General features: G+C 30.8%; 25 protein-coding genes. 22 read left to right on the top strand and 3 right to left on the bottom strand.

Translation table 11 applies throughout. The features are described 5' to 3' along the window. The first annotated feature begins 4 nt into the window (after window positions 1–4). The 18 genes from ACJDT4_RS14455 (at window position 5) to ACJDT4_RS14370 (ending at window position 14,425) form a co-directional block, all read left to right on the top strand. The gene (locus ACJDT4_RS14455) at window positions 5–667 is read left to right on the top strand and encodes a flagellar hook assembly protein FlgD (RefSeq protein WP_406788280.1); all 663 of its coding nucleotides are present in this window, start codon (window positions 5–7) and stop codon (window positions 665–667) included. 35 nt (window positions 668–702) lie between these two features. Continuing rightward, entirely contained in the window at window positions 703–1,095 is a 393-nt protein-coding gene (locus ACJDT4_RS14450; RefSeq protein WP_406788279.1) for a TIGR02530 family flagellar biosynthesis protein, read from the top strand. A gap of 106 nt (window positions 1,096–1,201) precedes the next feature. Beyond that, on the top strand, window positions 1,202–2,470 hold the full coding sequence (locus ACJDT4_RS14445) for a flagellar hook-basal body complex protein (RefSeq protein ID WP_406788278.1): 1,269 nt from the start codon (window positions 1,202–1,204) through the stop codon (window positions 2,468–2,470). Between the two features lie 93 nt (window positions 2,471–2,563). Then, window positions 2,564–2,758, top strand: a complete 195-nt coding sequence (locus ACJDT4_RS14440) for a flagellar FlbD family protein (RefSeq protein ID WP_406788277.1) — start codon at window positions 2,564–2,566, stop codon at window positions 2,756–2,758. Between the two features lie 57 nt (window positions 2,759–2,815). Continuing rightward, window positions 2,816–3,364, top strand: coding sequence for a flagellar basal body-associated FliL family protein (locus ACJDT4_RS14435; RefSeq protein WP_406788276.1), 549 nt, complete (start codon window positions 2,816–2,818; stop codon window positions 3,362–3,364). Window positions 3,365–3,382: 18 nt separating this feature from the next. Then, on the top strand, window positions 3,383–3,739 hold the full coding sequence (locus ACJDT4_RS14430) for a flagellar biosynthetic protein FliO (protein WP_406788275.1): 357 nt from the start codon (window positions 3,383–3,385) through the stop codon (window positions 3,737–3,739). A 2-nt stretch (window positions 3,740–3,741) separates the two neighbouring features. After that, window positions 3,742–4,521, top strand: coding sequence for a flagellar type III secretion system pore protein FliP (gene fliP, locus ACJDT4_RS14425; protein ID WP_406788274.1), 780 nt, complete (start codon window positions 3,742–3,744; stop codon window positions 4,519–4,521). 5 nt (window positions 4,522–4,526) lie between these two features. Continuing rightward, the gene (gene fliQ / locus ACJDT4_RS14420) at window positions 4,527–4,796 is read left to right on the top strand and encodes a flagellar biosynthesis protein FliQ (RefSeq protein ID WP_406788273.1); all 270 of its coding nucleotides are present in this window, start codon (window positions 4,527–4,529) and stop codon (window positions 4,794–4,796) included. A 12-nt stretch (window positions 4,797–4,808) separates the two neighbouring features. Then, window positions 4,809–6,638, top strand: a complete 1,830-nt coding sequence (locus tag ACJDT4_RS14415; protein ID WP_406788272.1) for a fused FliR family export protein/FlhB family type III secretion system protein — start codon at window positions 4,809–4,811, stop codon at window positions 6,636–6,638. An 11-nt stretch (window positions 6,639–6,649) separates the two neighbouring features. Continuing rightward, entirely contained in the window at window positions 6,650–8,713 is a 2,064-nt protein-coding gene (gene flhA / locus ACJDT4_RS14410; protein ID WP_406788271.1) for a flagellar biosynthesis protein FlhA, read from the top strand. After that, window positions 8,713–9,876: a flagellar biosynthesis GTPase FlhF gene (gene flhF / locus ACJDT4_RS14405; RefSeq protein ID WP_406788270.1), complete on the top strand. Its 1,164-nt coding sequence runs from the start codon at window positions 8,713–8,715 to the stop codon at window positions 9,874–9,876. The genes flhA and flhF overlap by 1 nt, the downstream gene beginning before the upstream one ends. Beyond that, entirely contained in the window at window positions 9,873–10,736 is an 864-nt protein-coding gene (locus tag ACJDT4_RS14400; RefSeq protein ID WP_406788269.1) for a MinD/ParA family protein, read from the top strand. Before flhF ends, ACJDT4_RS14400 begins: the two co-directional genes overlap by 4 nt. A 12-nt stretch (window positions 10,737–10,748) precedes the next feature. Then, on the top strand, window positions 10,749–11,411 hold the full coding sequence (locus ACJDT4_RS14395; protein ID WP_406788268.1) for a flagellar brake protein: 663 nt from the start codon (window positions 10,749–10,751) through the stop codon (window positions 11,409–11,411). A 13-nt stretch (window positions 11,412–11,424) separates the two neighbouring features. Beyond that, the gene (locus tag ACJDT4_RS14390; RefSeq protein WP_406788267.1) at window positions 11,425–12,150 is read left to right on the top strand and encodes a FliA/WhiG family RNA polymerase sigma factor; all 726 of its coding nucleotides are present in this window, start codon (window positions 11,425–11,427) and stop codon (window positions 12,148–12,150) included. A gap of 13 nt (window positions 12,151–12,163) precedes the next feature. After that, the gene (locus tag ACJDT4_RS14385; RefSeq protein ID WP_406788266.1) at window positions 12,164–12,646 is read left to right on the top strand and encodes a DUF6115 domain-containing protein; all 483 of its coding nucleotides are present in this window, start codon (window positions 12,164–12,166) and stop codon (window positions 12,644–12,646) included. A gap of 17 nt (window positions 12,647–12,663) precedes the next feature. Then, window positions 12,664–12,828, top strand: a complete 165-nt coding sequence (locus tag ACJDT4_RS14380) for a hypothetical protein (protein WP_406788265.1) — start codon at window positions 12,664–12,666, stop codon at window positions 12,826–12,828. A gap of 17 nt (window positions 12,829–12,845) precedes the next feature. Next, entirely contained in the window at window positions 12,846–13,625 is a 780-nt protein-coding gene (locus tag ACJDT4_RS14375; protein ID WP_406788264.1) for a flagellar hook-basal body complex protein, read from the top strand. Between the two features lie 32 nt (window positions 13,626–13,657). Continuing rightward, window positions 13,658–14,425 (top strand): flagellar hook-basal body complex protein, encoded by a 768-nt coding sequence (locus tag ACJDT4_RS14370; protein ID WP_406788263.1) that lies wholly within the window; start codon window positions 13,658–13,660, stop codon window positions 14,423–14,425. 61 nt (window positions 14,426–14,486) lie between these two features. On the opposite strand, the gene ACJDT4_RS14365 is transcribed toward ACJDT4_RS14370, so the two are convergent. Next, window positions 14,487–16,136, bottom strand: coding sequence for a putative manganese-dependent inorganic diphosphatase (locus tag ACJDT4_RS14365; RefSeq protein WP_406788262.1), 1,650 nt, complete (start codon window positions 16,134–16,136; stop codon window positions 14,487–14,489). 242 nt (window positions 16,137–16,378) lie between these two features. On the opposite strand from ACJDT4_RS14365, the gene ACJDT4_RS14360 reads away from it, so the two are divergent. After that, entirely contained in the window at window positions 16,379–18,916 is a 2,538-nt protein-coding gene (locus tag ACJDT4_RS14360) for a calcium-translocating P-type ATPase, PMCA-type (RefSeq protein WP_406788261.1), read from the top strand. 40 nt (window positions 18,917–18,956) lie between these two features. On the opposite strand, the gene ACJDT4_RS14355 is transcribed toward ACJDT4_RS14360, so the two are convergent. Beyond that, window positions 18,957–19,376 carry a hypothetical protein gene (locus ACJDT4_RS14355; protein WP_406788260.1) on the bottom strand — a complete coding sequence of 140 codons (420 nt, stop codon included), beginning with the start codon at window positions 19,374–19,376 and terminating at the stop codon, window positions 18,957–18,959. 237 nt (window positions 19,377–19,613) lie between these two features. On the opposite strand from ACJDT4_RS14355, the gene ACJDT4_RS14350 reads away from it, so the two are divergent. After that, on the top strand, window positions 19,614–21,908 hold the full coding sequence (locus tag ACJDT4_RS14350) for an AAA family ATPase (protein ID WP_406788259.1): 2,295 nt from the start codon (window positions 19,614–19,616) through the stop codon (window positions 21,906–21,908). A gap of 172 nt (window positions 21,909–22,080) precedes the next feature. Here the strand turns inward: ACJDT4_RS14350 and ychF are convergent, their stop codons facing one another. Next, a complete protein-coding gene (gene ychF / locus ACJDT4_RS14345; protein ID WP_406788258.1) occupies window positions 22,081–23,178 on the bottom strand; it encodes a redox-regulated ATPase YchF in 1,098 nt (365 codons plus the stop codon). Window positions 23,179–23,823: 645 nt separating this feature from the next. Here ychF and mraZ point away from each other — a divergent pair. Together mraZ and rsmH are read left to right on the top strand one after the other, a co-directional pair. Beyond that, the gene (gene mraZ, locus ACJDT4_RS14340) at window positions 23,824–24,252 is read left to right on the top strand and encodes a division/cell wall cluster transcriptional repressor MraZ (RefSeq protein ID WP_406788257.1); all 429 of its coding nucleotides are present in this window, start codon (window positions 23,824–23,826) and stop codon (window positions 24,250–24,252) included. A gap of 13 nt (window positions 24,253–24,265) precedes the next feature. Continuing rightward, the gene (gene rsmH, locus ACJDT4_RS14335) at window positions 24,266–25,198 is read left to right on the top strand and encodes a 16S rRNA (cytosine(1402)-N(4))-methyltransferase RsmH (RefSeq protein ID WP_406788256.1); all 933 of its coding nucleotides are present in this window, start codon (window positions 24,266–24,268) and stop codon (window positions 25,196–25,198) included. Window positions 25,199–25,205: the final 7 nt, after the last annotated feature.

Here is a 25,205-nt window from a genome sequence, read left to right as displayed (position 1 = left end):
GATTATGTCGAATAGTGTGAATCCATTTAATGATTTAAATAATGTTGATACAAATAAGATAAAACAGAGCACTACAAATACTACGAGTAGAAAGCCAGCTAATAAATTGGACCAAGATGCTTTTGTAAGAATACTAACGGCTGAGATGGCAAATCAAAGTCCTGATAGTAATCAAGATCCAACTGCATTTATATCTCAGATGGCTCAATTTTCTAGTGTTGAACAAATGCTTAATTTGAATAGAACAATGACGTTTAATGGTGCTTCTTCACTTGTAGGAAAAGCTGTAACTATGAATTCGGTAGATAGTAATGGAAATATTTACAGAGGTACAGTAGAAAAGGTTACAAGAAATGGTGATAATGTGCAAGTTTATATAAGTTTGATTGATCAAGATGGTAAGCCTATATATCAAGAACAGCTTGATAGCAATGGTAAACCTGTAGTTAAGGATGGAAAAATTGTATATGTTACCAAACAGGTGCAGAAAACTGATTCTAATGGAAATCCAGTTACTGATCCGAAGACTGGTAAACCTGTATATGAAGATGTTAAAGTTAATAAAGTTATGCCATTTGATTATTCAGAAGTTGCTAGTGTAATTGGAGATTCTGATGTTAAAGATACAGAAAAAGCAGCAGTAAGTAATGCATCAAGTACAACTTAAAATGACAATTTTATAGTATTGATAGGTGATAGCTTATGAGATATAGGGTGATTAATGGAGAATTATTTCCTGTAGAAAGTATTTCTAGTGGTTCGAATAAGCATATAAAATATAATTCTGCAAAAACGAATACAACTTTTGAAAAAATATTAGATGATAATTTAAATACGTGTACAGGTTTTAATATTTCTAAACATGCGGCTGAAAGGATTAAATCAAGAAACATTGAGCTAAACGAAGCAGATATGAAAAAAATAAATCAGGGAATAAATGATGCAGATGAAAAAGGCGCTAAGGATTGTCTTATACTATATAAAGATGTGGCACTTATTGCAAGCATAAAAAGTAGAACGATAATAACCGCGATAGATAAAGATAGTAGAAAAGAAAATGTATTTACAAATATAGATAGTGTAGTTTTATTATAGCTGGACCTAAATGTAATTCATAATTTATGAATTTAAATAAGGAAGCTTATGCTGTGGATTGATGGAAGCAGTAAATAAATTAAAGAGATAAATGGGAGGTATTTTTATGTTAAGAGCATTTAATGCTGGTATTAGTGGTATGAATACAAATCAAACAAAATTAGATGTAACAAGTGGTAATATTGCAAACTCCAGTACCGTTGCTTATAAATCAGAATCTGTTAATAATTCGGACAGTTTTAGTGAAACTATTAGCGACGCTACAGGATCAAGTAAAAATTTAGGTGGTACCAATGCTAAGCAGATTACTCTTGGTACACAGGTTTCAAGTATTTCTACAAATATTCAAAAGGGATCATTAAATCCAACGGGTAGAAATCTCGATTGTGCTATTGATGGTGAAGGTCAGTATTTTATAGTTGCGACTGGTCCAACTATGTTTAGTGAACAGGACTGTGTTAAGGTAGATTCAAATAATCACTCTATTACTACAGTGCCAACAGGAGTTGCAATTTCATACACAAGAGATGGTAGCTTTCAGCTTGATTCGGAGGGTAATCTTCTTACTTCAGATGGACATAGAGTTCTCGGATATTCAATGATGGGAAGAAACCAAATTGCCTCAGGTGCTAATGATTATGCAGATGCAGTTAGTATATCAAGAGCTCAAGGAGAAAGCACTGCAAATATTGGTGCAGGATCTTCAGTTATTGAGGAGTCAGGTGAAAATATAACTAGTATAGATCAAGCAAATTCTCTTGTTATTGGAAGAGCATCTGCAGCTACGACAGGAGCAGCGTCCTCTTATATTGCAGAAGGTGATGTTGCCTTTGTAAATTATGATGATAATGATTTAAGAGCAGATAGTAGTAATCTCCATTCATTAAAAATCCCAGATTCCGTTAGAAAGTTCTACAAAGGTACTGATGGTAAGGTTTATGTTAAAAGTGTAAAGGTGAAGAATTTTTCCGTAGGAACAGACGGAACAATAACAGCAAGTTTAGATGATAATACTACTGCTGCTCTTGGGCAGATAGCTATGGCTACTTTTAAAAATCCTGAAGGACTTACTAAATCAGGCTCAAATTTGCTTGATGTTTCTGCAAATTCAGGCGAAGCGATTATAAGATATGGTGCGGCAAAAGATCCTCAGAGTAAAAATGCAAATGAAGCTGCATATAAAAATTCTATAAAAAGTAAAGATAATTCCGCTGGATTTTCCGATATAAAGGGCGGATGCCTTGAAGAGTCAAATGTTGATCTTGCCAAAGAATTTACTAATATGATAATTGCTACAAGAGGGTTCCAAGCTAGTTCAAAAGTTATAAGCACTGGTGATGAGATTTTACAGACATTGGTTAATCTTGTAAAATAATTTGTTTTTAAGTTGATAATTTGCAATATATAGAGCAAAACTATATATTGCAAATTATTAGAATCAGTAAGTAATTATTAAAGGGGGAAGGTTATGATAAAGCTTAATGGAATGAATGGAAAAAGTTTTGTTATTAATGATAGCCAAATAGAAAAAATTGATGAAGTACCGGAAACAGTAATAACACTTGTTAATGGGAATAAATATATTGTGCAAGAAACGGTTGATGAAGTTATAGATAAAGTGATAATGTTTAAAAGGCAAATATTAAAGGGAACTTTTAAATAAACGCTTTTCTTTATTTATATATATTGATATTTATGATATAGAGGGGAAGGTATAGAGATGGCTGACGATAAAAAGAAAGATGAAGATAAAAAAGGTGGAAAGGGCTCGAAGTTAATAACCATATTATTAATTGCAATAATAGTTTTGCTATTGGTTGCAGGTGGAGCATTTTACTTTTTGGTCTTTTCAAAACAAAATAAAGGAAATAGTGCTAATACTGCCACTGCTAATACAAATACAGTACAGCAAACAAGTAGTGGTATGGTTACAACAGTAGATGTAGATGAGCAAACATACAGTTTTGAAGATATTACAACTAACTTAGCTGATACGGATTCTGCAAAATTTATAAAAGCCGATGTTGCATTAGGATATGACCCTAATACTAACAAAAAACTCCAATCTGAGTTAGAAGATAAAACATCTATAAAAACACCAATATTGAGATCTGAAATAGTAGGAGTATTAAGAAGTAAAAAGGCAGCGGATTTTAGTGATCAGAAAAAGCTTGAACAAATAGAAACTGAGATTCTTAATAAAGTTAATACACATTTAAAAAATGGAAGAGTTTCAAATGTATACTTTAGTAATTTAGTTATTCAATAATACTTAGGATGGTGTTGTATGGTAAGTACAGCAGATATGATAATAAAATTTATAATTTTTTTCCCAATAATTATACTGTTAATTTATGTTTCTTTAAAATATGGTGGTAGTAAGTTTCAAGATATGCAAAATGGAAAATACATTAAGGTATTAGAAAAAACATCTCTTTCAAAAGAGGCCAGTCTTTTAATTGTTAAAATAGGTTTAAAGGGATATGTTATATCTAGTACACCATCTAAAACAGAAATTTTAATGGAAATTAGTGATGAGGAATTGTACTCATTAGAAAAAGTAAGAAAAATACCGCAGTATAAAAGTTTTGGTGAATTTTTTAAGGATGTTAAGAATAAGCTTTGGATGAAAAAGGAAGATTAGCTATGAAAAAGAAAAATGTAATATTTCTAATGGTGTTTCTTATATGTATTTTTTGTTTCAGAAGTAGAATTTATGCAGCACCAACAACTTCACAAACTTTAAATGTACCTAAAATTAATATGTCTGTTGATAATAGTCCGAGCAATCCGACTGATTTTGTTGATGACATAAAACTTCTTGGCGTACTTACTGTTTTAACGTTGTTACCATCTATAGCGGTGATGATGACAAGTTTCACTAGAATAATAGTTGTTCTTGGATTTTTAAGAAATGCTATGGGTACACAGCAATCACCACCTAACCAAGTACTTGTAGGATTAGCTTTGTTTCTCACAATGTTTATTATGATGCCTACATATAATACTATAAATAAAGATGCGATTCAGCCTTATTTAAATAAGCAGATAACTCAGCAGGAAGCATATACACGATTAAAAAAGCCGCTTAGGCAGTTCATGGAAAAACAAACATATAAAAAAGATTCAAATTTATTTATTGAATTAGATAAATCTAAAGGTAAATATACAACAGAAAATATGCCTATGCATATAGTTATTCCTGCTTTTATTATAAGTGAACTTAAAACCGCATTTACAATAGGCTTTTTATTGTACATACCTTTTTTAATAATAGATCTTGTGGTTGCAAGTATTTTAATGTCAATGGGAATGATGATGCTGCCACCGGCTATGGTATCAATGCCATTTAAGCTTCTTTTATTTGTAATGGTTGATGGATGGTATATGGTTGTTAAATCTCTTGTATTGAGTTTTGGAAGGTGATATATATGACAGAGAATATGATAATAACAGTAATGAAAGATGCAGTATCAACAGGTCTTATGATTTGTGCACCAGCACTTTTAGTATCTGTAGTAGTAGGTCTTATAATAAGTATATTTCAAGCAACTACTCAAATTCAAGAGCAAACTCTTACATTTTTACCTAAGCTTTTAGCAATAGTTTTAGTTGGATTCATGACGGGAAGTTGGATGCTTCACATGATGACAGGATTTATGAATAGGGTATTTGATATGATTTCTAATATAACAAGTTAGGTGTGATAAATAATGAATATCGTTTATTTTACTTCGTTATTTCTTGTATTTTTAAGAGTACTATCGTTTTTTATTGCACTTGAAGTTATATTTCCTAAAAGTTTTCCTAATATTGCAAAGGTAATGCTTTCAATGGCAATTGCATTTTGTGTTATTCCATACATAAACTTATCAAATGCTACAGTTTTTAATAATGGTCTTTTGTATACATGGCAGTGTATATGTGAGGTTATAACAGGAATTATACTTGGTTTTTTTGCTAATCTAACATTTATGTGTGTAAGAATAGGAGGTCAATTTCTTGATTTTCAGATAGGATTTTCTATGATGACATCATATGATCCTTCGACTCAAACTAATGCTTCATTAATGGAAAGACTGTTTAATATGTTTTCGGTTGTTCTATATTTTGCTATTGATGGACATACTATGCTTATAAAAGAGTTAGTTAACAGTTTTAATTCGGTTAAGCTTGGTACGTTTGTAGTGAACTCACAAAGTGTCATGGTTTCCTTTGATGTTTTTACACAATTTTTTATTATAGGTATGAAGATAGCATTGCCAGTTATACTTGTTCTTTTAATTGCGGATTTAGTTTTAGGGCTTATGTCTAGAACAGTTCCACAGCTTAATGTAATGATTTTAGGTATTCCAATTAAAATATTAATTGGACTTATATGTGTTATTATGACATTGCCAGTTATGATAAAATTTATGGTATCATCATTTAATGCATTGCCTGATATTTACAAAGGATTTTATAAGCTTATTCCAGCTGCATTTATATTTGCAGATTCGGATAAAACGGAAAAGGCTACACCTAGAAAGCTTGGAAAAGCAAGAGAAAAAGGACAGGTTCCTAGAAGTAAAGATGTAACAGTTGCAATCACGCTTATAGCTATTACAGGAATATTGACGGCATTTGGTGACAAGGCGTTTCAGAATCTTAAAGATATGATGTACACTTTTTTTAGTAATTATATAACAGCAAGCTTAACTGAGTTGGGTTTGAAGAGTGTACTGGCATTTTCGATTGTAAATTTTTTAAAGGTAGTTTTAGTATTTATAGTGCCAATAATGATTTTCGGTGTTGCCGGAAGTATAATTCAAACGGGTTTTATGCATACTACTGAACCTTTAAAGCCAAGCTTATCAAAAATAAATCCAATTGCGGGATTTAAAAGAATGTTTTCTATGAGAACTATAGTTGAACTTTTTAAAGACATAGTTGTAGTTTCTATAGCTGGGTTTGTTGGGTATAACTTTTTCATGAGCAATTACAGTGATATTTTTCAATTAAACAATTTAATTATAAATTATATTCCTCATGCTTATTTATCATATGTACTTGATATATTTAGGCGTATGAGTTTGGTAATGATTATAATTGCTATAGCTGATTTTGCATATCAAAAATATAAATTTAGTAATGATATGAAGATGACTAAACAGGAAGTAAAGGATGAATTTAAGCAAGATGAGGGAGATCCGGAAGTAAAGGGTAAAAGAAAGCAAAGAATGAGAGAGATTATTTCTAGAACTATGATGAACAAGGTTCCAGATGCTACTGTTGTAATAACTAACCCTACACATATTGCAGTGGCTCTAAAATACGAAAAAGGTGTAGATGGTGCACCTGTGGTTGTTGCTAAGGGTGTAGATAGAACAGCACTTAAAATAAAAGAAATTGCAAGTGATAATGATGTTCCAATTGTAGAAAATAAGCCTCTCGCTAGACTTATATTTTCAGAAGTTGATATTGATGAAGCTATACCAGCTCAAATGTATCAGGCTGTTGCTGAAATTTTAGCTTTTGTTTATAAACTAAAAAAGAAAAGATAAAGGTGATAATATTGGAGGAAGGTAGAAGATTAAATATAAAAGATAATATTGACATAATAGTATCTTTTGCTGTTGTTGGTATAGTATTAATGCTAATTATTCCTATGCCATCAGCACTATTAGATGTTTTTATTGCAGTTAATATATCAATATCAGTTATAATAATACTTGTTGCAATGTTTACAACTGAGGTACTTCAATTTTCAGTATTTCCAACATTACTACTTATTACGACTCTTTTCAGAGTTGGACTTAATATATCATCTACAAGGCTTATACTTATTGATGGATATGCTGGAGATATAATAAATACCTTTGGCAGTTTGGTTGTAGGTGGAAATTATGTTGTTGGTATAGTAATATTCCTTATAATAATAGTAGTTCAATTTATTGTAATAACTAGTGGTTCTGGAAGAGTTGCAGAAGTAGCTGCAAGATTTACATTGGATGCTATGCCTGGAAAACAGATGACCATAGATGCTGATTTGAATTCTGGACTTATAACTGAAGAGGAAGCTAAGAAGAAAAGGAGAGATTTGCAGCTTGAAGCAGATTTTTTTGGCTCTATGGATGGTGCATCAAAATTTGTAAAAGGTGATGCAATTTCATCAATTGTCATAGTTTTAATAAATAGTCTGGGTGGAATAATAATTGGCGTTCTTATGAAAAATTTATCTGCGGCTGATGCGGCAAAAACTTATATACAGCTTACTATTGGTGATGGACTTGTAAGTCAGGTTCCAGCACTGCTTATTTCGATATCAACTGGTATAATTGTTACTAGATCTAAAAATGGTGAAAATCTTGGAAATTCACTTATTGGGCAATTAACAGGTTTTCCTAAGGTACTTGGGATGGCGGCAGGTGTTTTACTTGCAATGTCAATGATACCTGGATTTCCACATGTGGTATTCATTGTTTTGGCAGCAGCTCTAGGTGGAGCTGCATATATGTTATATAAAGATGATATAGGTAAACAGATAATGGCAGTTGAGAATGAAAATAAGAAAAATATTGAAACTCAAAGTAAAGAACCTGAAAATGTAATGAAACTTATTTCAGTAGAACCAATGGATGTAGAAATTGGTTATGGTCTTATCCCACTTGCAGACGAAAATTCAGGGGGAGATCTTTTTCAAAGAATTGCCTCTGTTAGAAGGCAGTGTGCAATTGAAATGGGTATAGTTGTTCAACCAATAAGAATAAGAGATAATTTGCAGCTTGATACAAATGAATATATATTTAAAATAAGGGGTACAGTTGTTCAAAAAGGGCAGTTAATGCCTAATATGCTTTTATGTATGGATCCATCAGGTGAAAATTCTGATATGCCAGGAATAAAAACTGTTGAACCAACCTTTGGACTTCCTGCTATATGGGTTAATAAGGATCAGAGAGAGGAAGCTGAAATAAAGGGACTTACTGTTGTTGATCCTGTTACAGTTATGATTACTCATCTTACTGAGACTGTAAAAGCTCATTCTTATGAGTTACTTGGTAGGCAAGAAGTAAAGGATATAGTAGATTCGATGAAAGAAAAATATTCAGCTGTTGTTGAGGAGCTTATACCTGATCTTATGACAATAGGAGAACTTCAAAAAGTTCTTCAAAATTTACTTAAAGAAAAAATTTCTATAAAAGATATGGTTACTATAATGGAAAGCCTTGCGGATAATTCTAGAACAACTAAGGATACAGAAGTGCTAACAGAGTATGTTAGAATGGCACTTGCAAGAACTATTTGCAATGGTTTAATTGATGAGAATAATAGTATAAGAGTTGTAACTTTGTCACCAGATATAGAAAATCTCATTGCTAGTAATATTCAAAAATCAGTTAAAGGATCTTTTCCAGCTATTGATCCTGATAATACAACTAAAATTCTTAAATCAATTAGAAATATTATAGATTCAGTTAATTTCAATGATGGACAGCCAGTTATTTTAGTATCTCCTAAAATAAGGCCTGCATTTAGAAAACTTACAGAAATGGTGTTCCCAAACGTAAGTATTATATCACTAAATGAGGTTCCAAATGAAATTGAAATAAGAACTGAAGGAGTTGTAAACTTATAATGATAATAAAAAAGTATATAGTTAAGGATATGAATGAAGCTCTAAATAAGATAAAGATGGAACTTGGACATGATGCTGTAATAATAAGCAGTAGGAAAATAAAAAAGGGTGGTATTTTCGGGCTATTTTCTCAGAAATATATAGAAGTTACAGCAGGAGTTGATAAATCTCAAAAGTATGATGATTATAACAATGATGATGTAAATTCTGTAAGTATGGAAGAAAGCATAAAAGCATTAAAAAAAGCTATGGAAAAGCACACAAATAAAGCTTTGGTATCAGAAAAGGATAATACTAATATCAAGAAGACAGAAAAGATTTACGATGGGGAAAAAGATAGTAAAGATGAAATTTTAGAGGAAATGAAAGAAATGAAGGAGCTTATTACTGGTCTTTCAAATGAAAAAGCTAAGGGTGAATCTTTGAATGATAAGATTAAAAGTAAACTTAAAGCTGTAGATATAAATGATAGATGCATAGAAAAAATATTATTGGACTTACATGGTAATTTTGATGATAATAATATTAAAGAGGTTATAAAAAATAATATTAATATATGTGATATTGATGAAAGCGGTATTATTGTTTTGGTAGGGCCAACTGGTGTTGGAAAAACCACAACTATAGCAAAGCTTGCAGGAAGATTTTCGCTTATAGAAAAGAAAAAAGTTGGACTTATAACAGTGGACACATACAGAATAGGAGCTGTTGAACAGCTTAGAACCTATGCTGATATTATGGGAATACCCTTTAGTGTTGTAATTACACTCAAAGAAATGGATGAAGCTATAAAAAGTATGAGTGATTGTGATGTAATACTTGTTGATACCACAGGAAGAAGCAGTAAAAATGAAATGCAGATATCACAACTTAGAGCTTTTGTGGAAAGAACAGGAACTAATAATATAAGCTTAGTAGTTAGTTGCACTACTAAAGACAAAGACATTGAGGCTATTATTAATGGATATAAAAAGTTAAATTACAAAAATATAATTATAACAAAATTAGATGAAACCACAACTTATGGCTCAATTATAAATATAATAAATTATGCAGGTAAACCTGTTAGTTATTTCACAACTGGTCAAAATGTGCCTGATGACATAAAAAAGTTATCTTTAGAAAAAATCAGTAGTATTATATTGGGAGAGGATAATATATGATGGATCAGGCACAAAAACTTAGATTTATGGCTCTAGAAAAAGAAGAAAATATAAATTATAATAAACCTAAGGTGATTACTGTTACTTCTGGAAAAGGTGGAGTAGGAAAAAGCAATATAGTAGTTAATTTATCCATAACACTTCAAAAAATGGGGAAAAAGGTACTTATTTTTGATGCAGATATTGGCATGGGTAATGATGATGTTCTTATGGGGTTCTTACCAAAATACAATATATTTGATATAATATATAATGATAGAAGTATTGATGAAGTAGTGGCAAAAGGACCATTTGGTGTAAAGCTTTTGCCAGGAGGAACAGGCATTACAAAATTAAATGAATTGTCTAAGTTTCAAACAGATAATTTTCTTAGAAAAATTTCTAGTTTAAATGATTTAGATTACATAATAATGGATACAGGTGCGGGAGTTAATAGAAGTATACTTGGGTTTATAGCATGTTCAGATGATCTTGTTATAGTTACAACTCCAGAACCAACCTCGTTAACGGATGCATATAGTTTATTTAAGGCTGTAGTGCATTTCAATATAAAGACAAATGCTAAAATAATAGTAAATAGAGTATTAAATCACAAGGAGGGAATTGATACATTTAACAAATTTCAGAATGTTGTTAAGAAATTTATTAAAGCTGACACTGAATTTTTAGGCAGTGTTTACGAGGACAATAATTTAGTAATGGCTGTTAGAAGACAGGAACCTTTTGTTATAGGAAAACCTAACTGTAATGCAGCTAAAGATATTGAGAATATAGCTAAAAAAATAATAGGAAATACTTATGGAAAATCAGGTAAGGGAATTGAGGGGTTGTTTAAAAAGTTTTTCAGCATTTTTTCATAAGGAGTTGTGGTTATGTCTAATTCATCTATTAATATTAATGACAAATGTGAAATTATATGGGAGAAAGATGTTTATAAAAGCAATGTACAAGATATAACAGATAAATATATAGCTATAAGTTTACCAGTAGCTAGTGGAAGTTATGCAAGCCTCATAAGAGGAGATAATATTGAACTTATCTACAGTGATGATAAAAATGTTTATTCTTTTTATTCAACAGTGATTGGAAGAAAAAAAGATAAAATACCAATGATATTGATATCTATACCTGATGAGGATAAAATAAGAAAAATACAAAGAAGAAAAAATTTTAGGGTAGAACTTGCAAAAGAAGTGCAGTATAAAGTTATGCGAAAGCAAAAGATTACCAAAGCTTTGATGAATTATTCTTTAAAACATCTTGAAGAATTTTCAACTGGAACCATGCTTGATTTAAGTGGCGGTGGTGCAAGAATTACAATTAACGAAAAACTTGATAAGAATGATGTTATCATTATTTACTTACAGCTTCATGATAGAAATATACTTGTTCCATGTATATGCGTAAGATGTGTTAAGAATCAAAGTGGAACCTATGTATGTGGTTTTAAATTTCATGAAATTGATGGTAATCAGAGGGAAAATATAATTCTATATACTTTTGATATTATGAGGGAACGCATGAAAAAAAGGTAGGGGGGTAACTTGTATGGCAATAACCGGTATTTTAGATGGCAGAGAGGAAATGATTAAAAAATATATACCTTTAGTAAAATATATAGCTTCCAGAGTAATAGTTGGAAAGAGTAAATACATTGATTATGAGGATTTAGTTGGATATGGTATGATAGGGCTTATAGATGCTCTTAATAAATTTGATGAAGATAAAGGTATGAAATTTTCAACTTATGCATCTATAAGAATAAAAGGGGCAATGATTGACGAGCTAAGAAAAAACAGCCCAATTTCTAAAGGGGCTATGGACAAGCTAAATAAATATAATTTTATAGTTGAAAAGCTCCAAAAAGAACTTTTAAGAGAACCTACATATTTTGAAATAGCATCTGGACTTGGTGTTAAGGTAAAAGATGTTATTGAAGTGGAAAGTTACATAAATTATATATCTGTAATGTCACTTGAGGATTTAATATTTTCAGAGGATGATGATATGCCTCTTATAGGAACTATTGAAGATAAAAAAAGTCCGAGTCCTGAAAAATCTCTTGAAGAAAAAGAGGAGATAGAATATCTTACAAAAGCTCTTGATTTAATTAATGAAAAAGATAAGGTAGTGCTATCATTATATTATTATGATGGTCTCACATTGAAGCAAATAGGGAATATTCTTGGGGTTTCGGAATCAAGAGTGTGTCAGTTGCATACAAGAGCAATAATGCATCTTAGGAAGCAGCTCAAGGTATTGAAATATGAATAATTGAGGTGACCTAATGGCTATAATTATTTTACTTATGATCGGAATAGCTTTAATATTTATAAACATTAAAGTTATAAAAAATGATAATAAGGGTTCATTTGAAGATAAGTTAAACGATATTTCTTATGGCACAGAGGATTACAAATTTGAAATTGGAAAGTTAAGAAAAGAATTTGGAGAAACAATTTTTGAGTTGCAGAAAGAAATAGAATATTTAAAAGATGAAGTTGCCACAATGAAAAATTTAAATTCAGAGTCTAATGAAAAAGTTTTTTCTGACGATAATAATAGTAAAAGGGATTTAGAAACAAACAATAAAGTAGATGTTGTAGTAGACAATGATATCGAAGTTGAAGATAGTAATGAGGTTGAAAATTTAAAGGCTAAGCAAATAAAAAAGCTTATGCAGGATGGTTTATCAACAGATGAGATATCCCAAAAGCTTAACATTGGTAAGGGGGAAGTTCTATTAATTCAAAAATTATATATACAATAAGAAAAATTTTTAGTTTTTTGTTTGATAGAAAAGTTTTACTTGGCATTGGTATAGGCATAGTTTTTACAACAATTGCTATGTACAGTATAAATTCTGGACATAGTATGACAAAGGGTGAAATTGAAGAAAAAGCATATCACTATGGTATGAAATATCCTAATGACATGAAGGTTATTAAGTAAAAGGGGAGATAGAATTTATGGTAAGATCATTTTATACGGCTGTTAATGGGATGCTTACACAGGCGGCTAAACAAGATGTAATAAGCAATAATCTTGCAAATATTGATACTGTTGGTTTTAAGGGTGATGGATTATATTCTAGATCTTTTAATGATGTCTATATTCAAGATTATGCTAAGGTTGTAAATGGTATTCCACAAAAAACCTTGCTCGGTACTTTAAGTTTGGGACAACAAGTAGATGAGACTAGTACAGATTTTACCGGTGGAGAAATAAGTAGTACTGGTAAAAGTACAGATTTTGCAATTGAAGGAAGGGGTTTTTTTACTGTATATAGAGATGGTGTTGGTGGAAAAAATTATTATACTAGAGATGGCCATTTTCATGTAAATATAGATGGATATTTAGTTGATGATTCTGGTGATTATGTAATGGGAAAGAACGTAAATACTGGGTCTGATGAGCGGATAAAAGTTGGAAATGGAAAAATAACTTCAGATAGTTATGGAAATATAAGCATAGATGGTGCTGCAGCATATAAGTTAGATTTAGTAGATTTTAATGATTATAATTCTCTTAAAAAGGTTGGAGATAATCTATATGATGGACAAAACCCTATTCAGGGTGCACAGATTGTTGTACAAAATCAATGTCTTGAAAAATCAAATGTAAATCCATTAACAGCTATAACGAATATGATGGCAACTATGAGAAACTTTGAAAGTGATCAAAAAGTTGTTAAAAGTATAGATGAAACTGTAGGAAAAACAGTTAATGATGTTGGAAAAGTAGGATAAGTAACAATATGTTTTTAATGAGGTGAGTTCTAATGTTTAGGATAATGTGGAATGGTACAAGTGGCATGTATGCGGAACAAGAAAAAATGGATGCTGTATCTAATAATTTAGCTAATATGAATACAGTAGGATATAAAACACAACAAGTTTCTTTTGACGATTTACTTTATGGTGATCTTAGTAAAAGCAAATATCCAGTTACCAATGGTAAAACTCAATATGCCGGAACTGGTGTAAAAGCTAATGAGTGGTTAAGAAATAATACTGAAGGACCTCTAACGGAAACGGATAGAAAAACAGATTTTGCTATCAATGGTGATGGATATTTTAGAGTTACGAAGGCAGATGGTTCAAAAGCATACGAAAGAAATGGTCAATTTGCTATTGATAATACTGGAAAGCTTGTAGATTCAAGTGGAAATGTTTTAGATATACAGTATAATGTTGATCCTAATTCTGTAGATTTTAAAGATGATAACATTGTTTTAGCACAAAATGGTGAAATAGGAATAAGAGTTAGTGATAGTGAAATTAGAGATGTTGGAAAAGTTAATTTATATAATGTAGTTGGTGATGATGCTATGGCTTCTATAGGAAATAATTTATTTGTTCCTAAAGCAGGAGCTCAGGTTTCTGTAGTGGCTAATCCTTCTATTGAGCAAGGTTGGGTTGAAGGTTCTAATGTAGATGTAGCTACTGAATTTACGGATATGATAGTTGCACAAAGAGCTTACGAATTTTCATCCAAAAGTTTAAAAACAGGTGATGAAATGTGGCAGCTTGTAAATAATTTAAGGTAGTAGTGAGTGGTTATTATTAAGTATTAAGGCGAAATAAAAAAAGCACTAAAAAGTGCTTTTTTTATTTTTCATTTAAAGCTTCTATAGTTGAAGTTAAAGGTGGTATTACCTGCTTTTTCCTTGAAAGTACGCCAGGAAGATATGCACTGTCTTCTTTAAGTACTACACCGAAGGTTTTGGCAACAATATCTTTATGACCTCCAGCTACTAGAGCAAGCGAAGCTTCTTTTAATATATCTGTGAGAAGCAGAAGAAGTATATCAAATTGTTCTTCGTCGGCTTTTTTATTCATGTATTCAAACATTTCTTTTCTATATTTTTCAAAGCCCTCAAGATCCATTGTGCTTACTTGAGATACACCTACTTTTTTACCAGATATTTTAAATATTTTATAGTCTTGGTTAAAAATTTCTTCTACTGTTTTTCCATCTAGAGATGTACCAGCTTTAAACATTTCACTTGCATATTTTTCAGCATCTATGTTAGCAATTTCACACAATCTTTTTAAGATTTCCTTGTCAACAGGAGTTGTTGTTGGAGATTTAAAAAGAAGAGTATCTGATATAATAGCTGAAGCCATTAAACCAGCTGCTTTTTTAGATGGTCTTATTCCATTCTCAAAGAATATGGAAGCAATTATAGTAGATGAGCAGCCTACAGGTTGATTTCTGAAGTAAATAGGGTTTCCTGTTTGCATTCCACCTATTCTATGATGGTCGATAATTTCTAATATTTGAGCATCCTCAAGTCCATCTATTGCTTGAGACATTTCGTTATGATCTACAAGTATAACTTTTTTCTTATGCTGAGAAATTAAGTGATATCTTGATATAGATCCAACTACTTTTTCATCTGCATCAATTACTGGATAGCTTCTATATCTCGTCTTTAGCATTACATCTTTTATGTCTTCAACAAGGTCTGAGGTTCTAAAGTACACAATATCTTTTGATTGCATTACATATCCTATTGGTATACTTTGAACTATTAATCTTGAAGCTGTAAAGCTATCATATGGTGTGGAAATTATTGATATCTTTGATTCTTTTGCTTTTTTTAATATTTCATCACTTACAGTATGATTTCCAGCAACTATCATAAGAGAAGCTTTTGAATCAATAATTGTAGTTTGAGCATCTTTTCTATCGCCACATATTACAATGTCCCCTTCTTCAATATGCTCTTCAGCACTGCTTGGTTGCATTGCTACTACTAATATTTTTCCAGGGAACTTAGGATCATTTTCACTTAAATATACGGTTTTAGCAGCAAGAGTATCAATTATGTTCTCAATTTTTGTATTGCTTTTTGCTAAGATGTTGTTATCCCATATATCCATATATGTTGAAGTAAGGTTAGATACAGAAGCTATCCCCTTTAACTTTCCGTCATCATCAACTATTGGTAAAGTTTTTACATTGTACTTTTTCATAATTGACCATGCCATTTTTAATGATATTTCAGATGAAATAGGAGCAGTATTATCGAAATCAAGATCTGCAACACTGCATTTTAAAGTTGGCATTAGTTCAGGCGCATCAGCACCAAAATAGTCTAAAGCAAATTGAGTTTCTCTGCTAACTTCTCCAAGTCTTATAGGTATAGCAGTAGTTGATCCAATTCTGTTTTTAAATTCAGCGTAAGCTAAAGCTGAACATATTGAATCCGTATCTGGATTTTTGTGTCCAGTTACGTATATTACGTCTTTCATTTTTTACACATCCTTTCGTTTGAACATCAGAACCTTTAAAATAAACCGCTTAAAAAAGTGAAGTTTATGCCAAAAGTTATTATCCTTAGTACCTATTTATTTTATAATCTTGAGAAGGAATTGTAAAGGGTAAAAGCGGTATTTCTGCATAATTTGGATATGTACAAGCATAGATTATAGATATAGAATGAAAAATTAAATTAATTTTTAGCTTAGGCAGAATAAAGTGGGAAGGTGATAAGGTGATAAATGAGAACGAATTAATTAGTGGACTTAGGGAAGAGGAAGTTGAAAAAAGAAGACAAAAGTATGGGTTAAATACTATAGAAAAAAGAAAGAAAATTTCACCTATTAAAATATTTTTATCTCAATTTAATGATTTTATTATATGGGTTTTAATTGCAGCAACTATAATATCCGGGCTTATGGGTGAAAAAGGAGATACTGTAACTATACTTATAATAGTGTTTATGAATGCTATTTTAGGTTTCGTGCAGGAATTTAAAACAGAAAAATCTTTAGAAGCACTTAAACAAATGGCAGCACCTACGTCAAAGGTAGTAAGAGACAAGGTAATAAAAATAATACCTGCGGAAGAACTTGTACCTGGTGATCTTGTACTTATAGAGAGTGGAGATAGGATACCAGCAGATTGCATAATAGCAGATGGTTCCGATCTTGTGGTTGATGAATCGCTTTTAACTGGAGAATCTGTGGGAGTATACAAAAATGATAAATATAGCAGTATTTATATGGGAACTATAGTACTTACAGGCAAGGCGCGTGCAAGGGTAGAATCAACTGGTATGAACACGGAAATGGGAAAAATAGCAAATATGCTTGAGAACATAGATGATGAAAAAACACCTTTAAAACAAAAGCTTGCTTCACTTGGAAAAATACTTGTAGTTGTATGTATACTTATTTGCGTCGTTGTCACTGTTTTGGGAATAATGAGAGGACAAGATAAATATCAGATGTTTCTAGTAGGAGTAAGTCTTGCTGTAGCTGCTATACCGGAAGGACTTCCAGCAATAGTTACTGTTGCACTTGCACTTGGTGTATCTAGAATGCTTAAAAGAAATGCCTTAGTTAGAAGACTTCCAGCTGTGGAGACTCTTGGCTGCACATCTGTTATTTGCAGTGATAAAACAGGCACTTTAACTCAAAATAAAATGACGGTAAAAGAAATATATTTTAATGATAGAATATATGAGAAAAGTATTTATACTGGAAATGAGTTTGAGTTACTTAGAAAGAGTTTTGTATATTGTAATGATTGTGATTATGATTTTAATAAAAAAAGCATAAACGAATGCCTTTTTGGTGATCCAACGGAAACAGCGTTAATAAGAGCATTTTTTGATAATGGTAAGGAACTGAAAAATTATCTTTCAAAGGAAAAAAGGCTTAGTGAGATACCATTTGATTCTAAGAGAAAAATGATGTCTGTCATAAGTAGAAATTCTCATGGAGTATGCTGCTATGTAAAAGGTGCACCTGAAAGAATCATTGAAAGGTGTAAATACATTTATATTGGTGGTAAAGTTCAATTGTTTACTTCAGCTTATAAGGCAAAAGTTAATAGTCAGGTTGAAAATATGTCAAGAAAAGCTTTAAGATGTATTGCATGTGCATATAAGGATCACGATATAAATGAGAGCCAAAGAGAAAAAAATTTGATATTTCTTGGAATTGCGGGAATGATAGATCCACCAAGACCAGAGGTTAAAAATGCGGTTATAGAATGCAAAAAAGCGGGAATAACTCCAATAATGATTACAGGAGATCACAAAAATACTGCTTTTGCTATAGGAAAGGAACTTGGAATATGTTCAGATATGTCTGAAATTATGGGCGGTGATGAACTTGAGAAAATAAGTGATGATAATTTAGTTAAAGCAGTGAATAAAATAAAGATATTTGCAAGGGTTAGTCCAGAACATAAACTAAAAATAGTCAGAGCTTTTAAAAGAAATAACAAAATTGTAGCAATGACTGGAGATGGAGTAAATGATGCACCAGCTGTAAAGGAGGCAGATATAGGAGTTTCTATGGGTGTTTCTGGAACCGATGTAACTAAAGAAGCCTCTGCTATGATTTTGCTAGATGATAATTTTGCTACTATAATATCAGCGGTTGAAGAGGGAAGAGTTATATATAACAATATAAGAAAATTTATAAGATATCTTCTTTCCTGCAATTTGGGAGAAGTTTTAACTATGTTTTTATCGTCACTATTTTATTTAGATACTCCACTTTTGCCTATACAAATTTTGCTGGTTAATTTAGCTACAGACGGTCTTCCAGCTATGGCACTAGGGGTGGATCCTGCTGATAATGATATAATGCTTCAAGCTCCAAGAGATAAAAAGGAAGGTATTTTTTCTAAAGGGCTAGGTGAAAAAATTGTAGTAAGAGGATGTCTTATTGGTATATGTACAGTTTTTTCTTTTATAATTTCAATGTATTTTGGACTTGATTTGAAGAGCAGCAGAACTGTTGCACTTGGAACTTTGATTATGTCTCAGCTTATACATGTTTTTGAATGTAGATCAGAGAGACATTCAATTTTTGAGATAAAGCTTTTTACAAATCTATATTTAGTAGGTGCAGTATCAATTTCAATAGCAATGCTTATAGCGGTTATATATATTCCATTTCTTCAAGTTATATTTCATACTAGGGCATTAGGATTATTTGAATGGCTAATAATTATATTTTTTTCGGGATTTATTTCTCTTATCAATAGTGTGTACCTTTATTTTAATAAAAAATAGAAGAGCACATAAAAAAAATAGAGCACCTTGTTTGAGGGCTCTATTTCATTCTTCTTACTTTTCTTACGGGTTTAACTTGACCTTGTTCTCCATCTATCTTAATTAAATCCTTTTTAGTACTTAAATTTCGTATATTCATTATTTGAATATATTCTTTTTTATCGTCTTTTTTTCCTGTAGTGCTTTTAAGACCTTGAACTATAACCAGGTTACCTTGATTTAAAGTCATAAACTCAGGCTTTTTAAACCATCTATTTCTTTTGTAAACACATCTTACTATGTTTCTACTTCTATCAGGTTTAACTAACACAGTTGCAGTCAATTTATGAAAAATCCATAAGACAGCCTTTAGTTCAACCTTTACAGAAATTATGTTGCCCTGTAACTGAGTTATTCTATCTCCATTTTTTTTTAAAAAACTATCTGTATAGTACTTCTGCATTTTTTCTTTAAAGCTCATTTTTAAAACTCCTTTTTAGATAAATATTTAAAGATTATTTCATATTTGAAGAAGCTCATTACTACTATTTAATGATAGTAGAAAAATCTACATATTATCTTGTTTATTATAGCATAGGTAAACTAATTTGTGAACGATAAGATAATATTAAAATCAAAAAAAGTTCCTAAAATTAGTTATTAAGAATATTAATATATAAAGACAATTTATATGTTTAAAGTAGGGGAGGTATTGGGCATGTATAGAAAATTAGTTCCTGAAGATATAATATACAGTGTTAAATACAGTGAAGATGTCCTGTATGATGAAGAAAAAGTTTCTAATCAAGATAATGAATTTTATAAAAGCATAAAGAAAGGACTTAATATAAAAGATAGAGGATACAATATTTATATTATAGACAAATTTAGCAAACATAAACTTGAAAGTATTGTAAGTTATATGGATAAAATTTTAATGAATGAACATAAACCTTACGATATATGTTACATTACATTTGATAATTCAAAGAATGTTGAAGGTATGATTGTTCCAAATGGATTTGGAAAGAAGTTTTTTGAACAATTAAATGAAGTGAAAAAGTTATACATTAAATTGACTTATAAGTTTTATAATGATTCTGATGATATGGAACATGATAAAATAATAGAAAATGTACAGAAAAAAAAGAACTATATTTTGAGCGAAATAATAGATGAGGCTGAAAAGCAAGGCTTTCAATTTAAAGTTACTGATGGTGGCTTTAATTTTATTCCTCTTAAAGATGGAGCAGGCATGACTGAAAATGAGTATGAAACATTAGGCGTTGATGATAAGGAAGTAATATTGGATAAGATAAGAGAACTCAAAAAAAAGACAAATATTGCTTTTGATAAGCTTAAGGATATAGAAACTGATGAGATAAATAAACTTAAGGGATATTTTGAAAATTATCTTATAAGTGAATCAGAGAAGATTAAGATGAAGTTTTTTGCAGAATTTCAAGGCTCTAAAGAAATAATAGATAAATTGAATAAGATATGTAGCGAAATAGAACATGAACTAGTTGAAAATTACAGTATGAGTTATGAAAATGATGAGGCAAAGATATTAAATGCAATATCAAAATATTATATAAATGTTATTGTTGATAACAGTAAGAATGAAAAACCACCAATAATTTATGAGGATGATCCCAATATAGAAAATCTTATTGGGAGTATTAAATACGAAAATCATAATGGAACTTATGTAACGGATATAAGTCTCATAAAAGCAGGCTCTATTTTAAAAGCTAATGGTGGATGCTTAATAATGCGTATAAATAATCTTCTTTCATATAACGGATCATATTACTACTTAAAAAAGATACTTTCAAGTGGAAAAATTAAGATAAATTATAACCGTGGATATGCTGAGGCAGTTAGTCTAAATGGAATAGTTCCGGATCCAATTGACGTAAAGCTTAAGGTTATCTTAATAGGTGACTATTATAGTTACAGTTTAATGTATAATTATGATAAGGATTTTAAGGATATATTTAAAATAAAGGCAGAATACGATCCGATTTTTCCAATAGAAAGTGAAGTTGAAAATAATTTAATTAGAACCTTAAAGGATTTTTGTAAATCTAATAAGTTGAAAGAGCCTTCAAAGGATGCTTACAAGGAAATAAGAAAATATATGTCTAGAATGGCTGAAAACAACAAGAAGTATTATATTGATACTGATGAGATATTTAAAATACTTACACTTTCAAATTTAGAGGCTTCTTATGAGGGTGGAGAAGAAATAACAGAAAATAATATTAGAAAGATTATTTATAATGAGGATTTAATTGAAGAAAAAATAATGGAAGATTATAAAGAAAAGAAGATACTTATGGAGGTTAGCGGCAGAAAAATTGGTCAGATTAATGGCTTATCTGTAATTGACTTAGGGTACTGTACCTTTGGAAAACCAATGAAAATAACCTGCAGTTGTTATAAAGGGGATGGAAACATAATTGACGTCAATAAAGAAAATGATTTAAGTGGAAGTATTCACTGTAAGTCTATAAGTATATTAAAAGGTTTTATAAATAAAACGTTTGGTATGTATAGCAAAATACCAATTGATTTTCACTTATCCTTTGAGCAGCTTTATGGAAAATTAGATGGGGATAGTGCGTCGGTTGCAGAAACAGTATGTATACTTTCAGCACTTTCTAAAATACCTATAAAGCAAAATATAGCAGTTACAGGTTCGATTAACCAGTTTGGTGAAACACAACCAATAGGTGGCGTTAATCATAAAATTGAAGGATTTTATAAGGTATGTGAAGCCTATAATAAGGATGAAGAACATGGAGTTTTAATACCAGAAACCAATATAGATAATATTGTATTAAATAATGAAGTTGAAGCTGCAGTATTAAGCAACAAGTTTTCAATTTATTCTATGAACAATATTAGTGATGCTGTTAATGTGCTTATGGAGGTTGAATGGGAAGATATGATGAAAGCAGCTAAAAATGAGCTTAAAAAATATGTAACTAAAAGAGAAAAGCACTAAAAAGAGCGAAGTAACAATGCTTCGTCGCGTAAAAATACACGGGGTTTAGGCGTTTAGCCCATTATCCTTCTTTAACTTGTATTACGCATATATATTTGCGCATGCCACGTGTTTATTCACTGAAAAAATGCTTAGACAATTGAAATATCTAAGCATTTTTACTTACGTTGAGCTAAACGTTAAATCTAAAGAATACAACGTCACCTTCCTGCATTATATAGTCTTTTCCTTCAAGCCTGTATAAGCCTTTTTCTTTCGCAGCAGTTTCAGAACCACAGGCAATAAGATCATCGTATGAAATAACTTCTGCTCTTATAAAACCTCTTTCTATGTCTGTGTGAATTTTTCCAGCTGCTTTTGGAGCTTTAGTACCATTTACTATTGTCCAAGCTCTTACTTCATCTGGACCAGCGGTTAAAAAGCTCATGAGGCCTAGTAATTTATAACTTTTTTTAATAAGTCTGTCAAGACCAGAAGAATCAAGGCCATATTCTTCTAACATTTCTTTTTCTTCTTCTTCATTAAGAGAAGAGAGCTGCTCTTCAAGACTTGCACAAATAGGAATAACCTCAGAATTTTCTTTTTTTGCATATTCCTGAACTAGTTTTACTAAGTCGTTTTCAAGATTACCTGAAAGTACGTCATCTTCAGAAACATTTGCCGCATACAAAACAGGTTTGGATGTGAGAAGAAATAAAGTTTTTACAAATTCATCCTCATCTTCTGAAAATTCTAGAGTTCTAACAGGCTTTCCGGCTTCAAGCTGGGCTTTAATCTTATCAAGAGTTACCATTTCCTGTTTAGAATTTTTATCACCTGAGCGAGCAGTCTTTACTGTTTTTTCTATTCTTCTGTCAATTATTTCTAGATCTGATAGAACAAGTTCTAAATTGATAGTTTCGATGTCACGAATAGGATCGATACTTCCATCAACGTGTACTATATTGTCATCTTTAAAGCATCTTACTACGTGAACAATAGCAGCAGATTCTCTTATGTGTGAAAGAAACTTATTTCCAAGACCTTCTCCTTTACTTGCACCTTTTACAAGGCCCGCTATATCATAAAACTCTATACTTGTATATACTTTCTTTTTTGAATTATACATCTTTTCAAGTACATCAAGTCTATTATCAGGAACAGCTACAACTCCAACATTAGGTTCTATGGTACAGAATGGGTAGTTTGCAGATTCCGCACCAGCTTTTGTTATAGCGTTAAATAAAGTACTTTTGCCAACATTAGGCAGTCCAACAATTCCTAATCTCATTTATATGTAACATCCCTTCTAAACTTATTAATCTTTATAAATTATACTCTACAATATATATTAATTCAAGAATATCAGAAATGTGCGAATTAACAATGCTTTGTCGCATTAAAAAATTCTATGAATCTAAAATAAAAAAATCCTAAGCTTCTAAAATGTTTCAATAACTCGCCTTTGGCTCAAACAGCTGGAAACATCTAAGAATTTTAGCATGAATTTGAAGTGCTTGATAATTGAGAGTGGATAGTTAAGTATAATTTTTTTCTAACGCTGCAAAATATCCAAAACTTATACTTATATAATCGCATCATACATGGTGTTCAGTACAGCTGATACTACTAAATTCTAAGATTTACCTGAGAAAAGCAAAAGCTACCTCAACTATACTTTGTCATCTGTGCTCTGTACTTTTAGTAAACTTATGGGTTACAAGAAATGATTTAGAATTAAACGTTTTGAAAATTTAACCTATTTGCCTCTATATAAAGACTGGTTGTTAAATAATAAAAAAGTTTTCGAAAAAAAGTTTAAAATTTTTAAAGTTTTAACTTTAAAAGGAGGGATTTTTATATTATTATAGAATATATATATATGTGGTTAAAAGTGGTTGAAAGTGGTGACTATTTACATAATTGGGGTGGAAATATGTTTATAGGTGAATATGAACATGCATTGGACAGTAAAAATAGAATAATAATCCCCGTTAAGTTTAGAGATGAACTTGGAGAAAGCTTTGTTATTACAAAAGGTTTAGATGGATGCCTTTATGCTTATACTATAGAAGAGTGGAGATCGCTTGAGGAAAAACTAAAAAAGTTACCACTGACAAATCGTAATGCTAGGGCATTTGTGAGATTTTTCTTTTCTGGTGCCAATGAAGTTAACATTGATAAACAGGGCAGAGCTTTAATACCACAAAGTCTTATAAAATATGCTTGTATAGATAAGGAAATCATAAGCATAGGAGTATCAACAAGGATTGAAATATGGAGTAAAGAAAAATGGGATGAATATAATGAATCGGATATTAATATGGAAGAGATAGCTGAAAAAATGAGTGAACTTGGGATATAAAAGGAGAATTAAAATGGAATTTAAACATGTTTCAGTACTTTTAAATGAAGCAATTCATGAACTTAATATAAAAGAAGATGGAATATATGTTGATTGTACTCTTGGCGGAGCCGGACATTCTAGTGAAATATTAAAAAGGTTATCTGAAAAGGGGAAATTAATAGGGATAGATCAAGATACAGATGCAATAAATGCAGCAAAAGAAAAACTTAAAGAGTACGATAATGTAATATATGTGCATGATAATTTTCACAATATAAAAAACATATTAAATGAGCTTAATATAGAAAAAGTTGATGGTATTTTAATGGATTTGGGTGTGTCCTCCTATCAATTAGATAAACCAGAAAGAGGCTTTAGCTATATGCACGATGCACCTCTTGATATGAGGATGAATAAAGAAAGTAGCTTTTCTGCTTTTGATGTTGTAAATGGTTACGATGAAGATAAATTATATCGCGTAATTAGAAATTATGGAGAAGAAAAATTTGCAAAGAGAATTGCACAATTTATTGTAAACAAAAGACAAGAAGAAAATATAAATTCTACTTTTGAACTTGTTGAAGTAATAAAGAGCGCCATTCCAGCTAAATTTAGAAGGCAAGGACCGCATCCGGCTAAAAGAACTTTTCAAGCCATAAGGATTGAAGTAAATGGTGAACTTGAAATATTAAATAGCACTATTGAGGATGGTGTTGATAAATTATCAAGTAGTGGAAGGATGTGCATAATTACATTTCATTCCTTAGAAGATAGAATTGTAAAGAATAAATTTAAAGAGCTTAAGAATCCATGTACATGTCCTACTGACATTCCTATCTGTGTGTGTGGGAAAAAGCCTAAAATTGAAATCATAACAAGAAAACCAATAGAACCTTCTGAAGATGAGATTACCATTAATCCAAGAAGTAGAAGTGCAAAGTTAAGGGTAGCAGAAAAAATATAAAGAGTAG

The sequence above is a fragment of the Clostridium neuense genome (genome assembly GCF_045310695.1).
Taxonomy (GTDB): Bacteria; Bacillota; Clostridia; order Clostridiales; family Clostridiaceae; genus Clostridium_S; species Clostridium_S neuense.
Note: the sequence above shows the minus strand (reverse complement) of the source record. Positions and strands in the feature narration are given on the sequence as shown.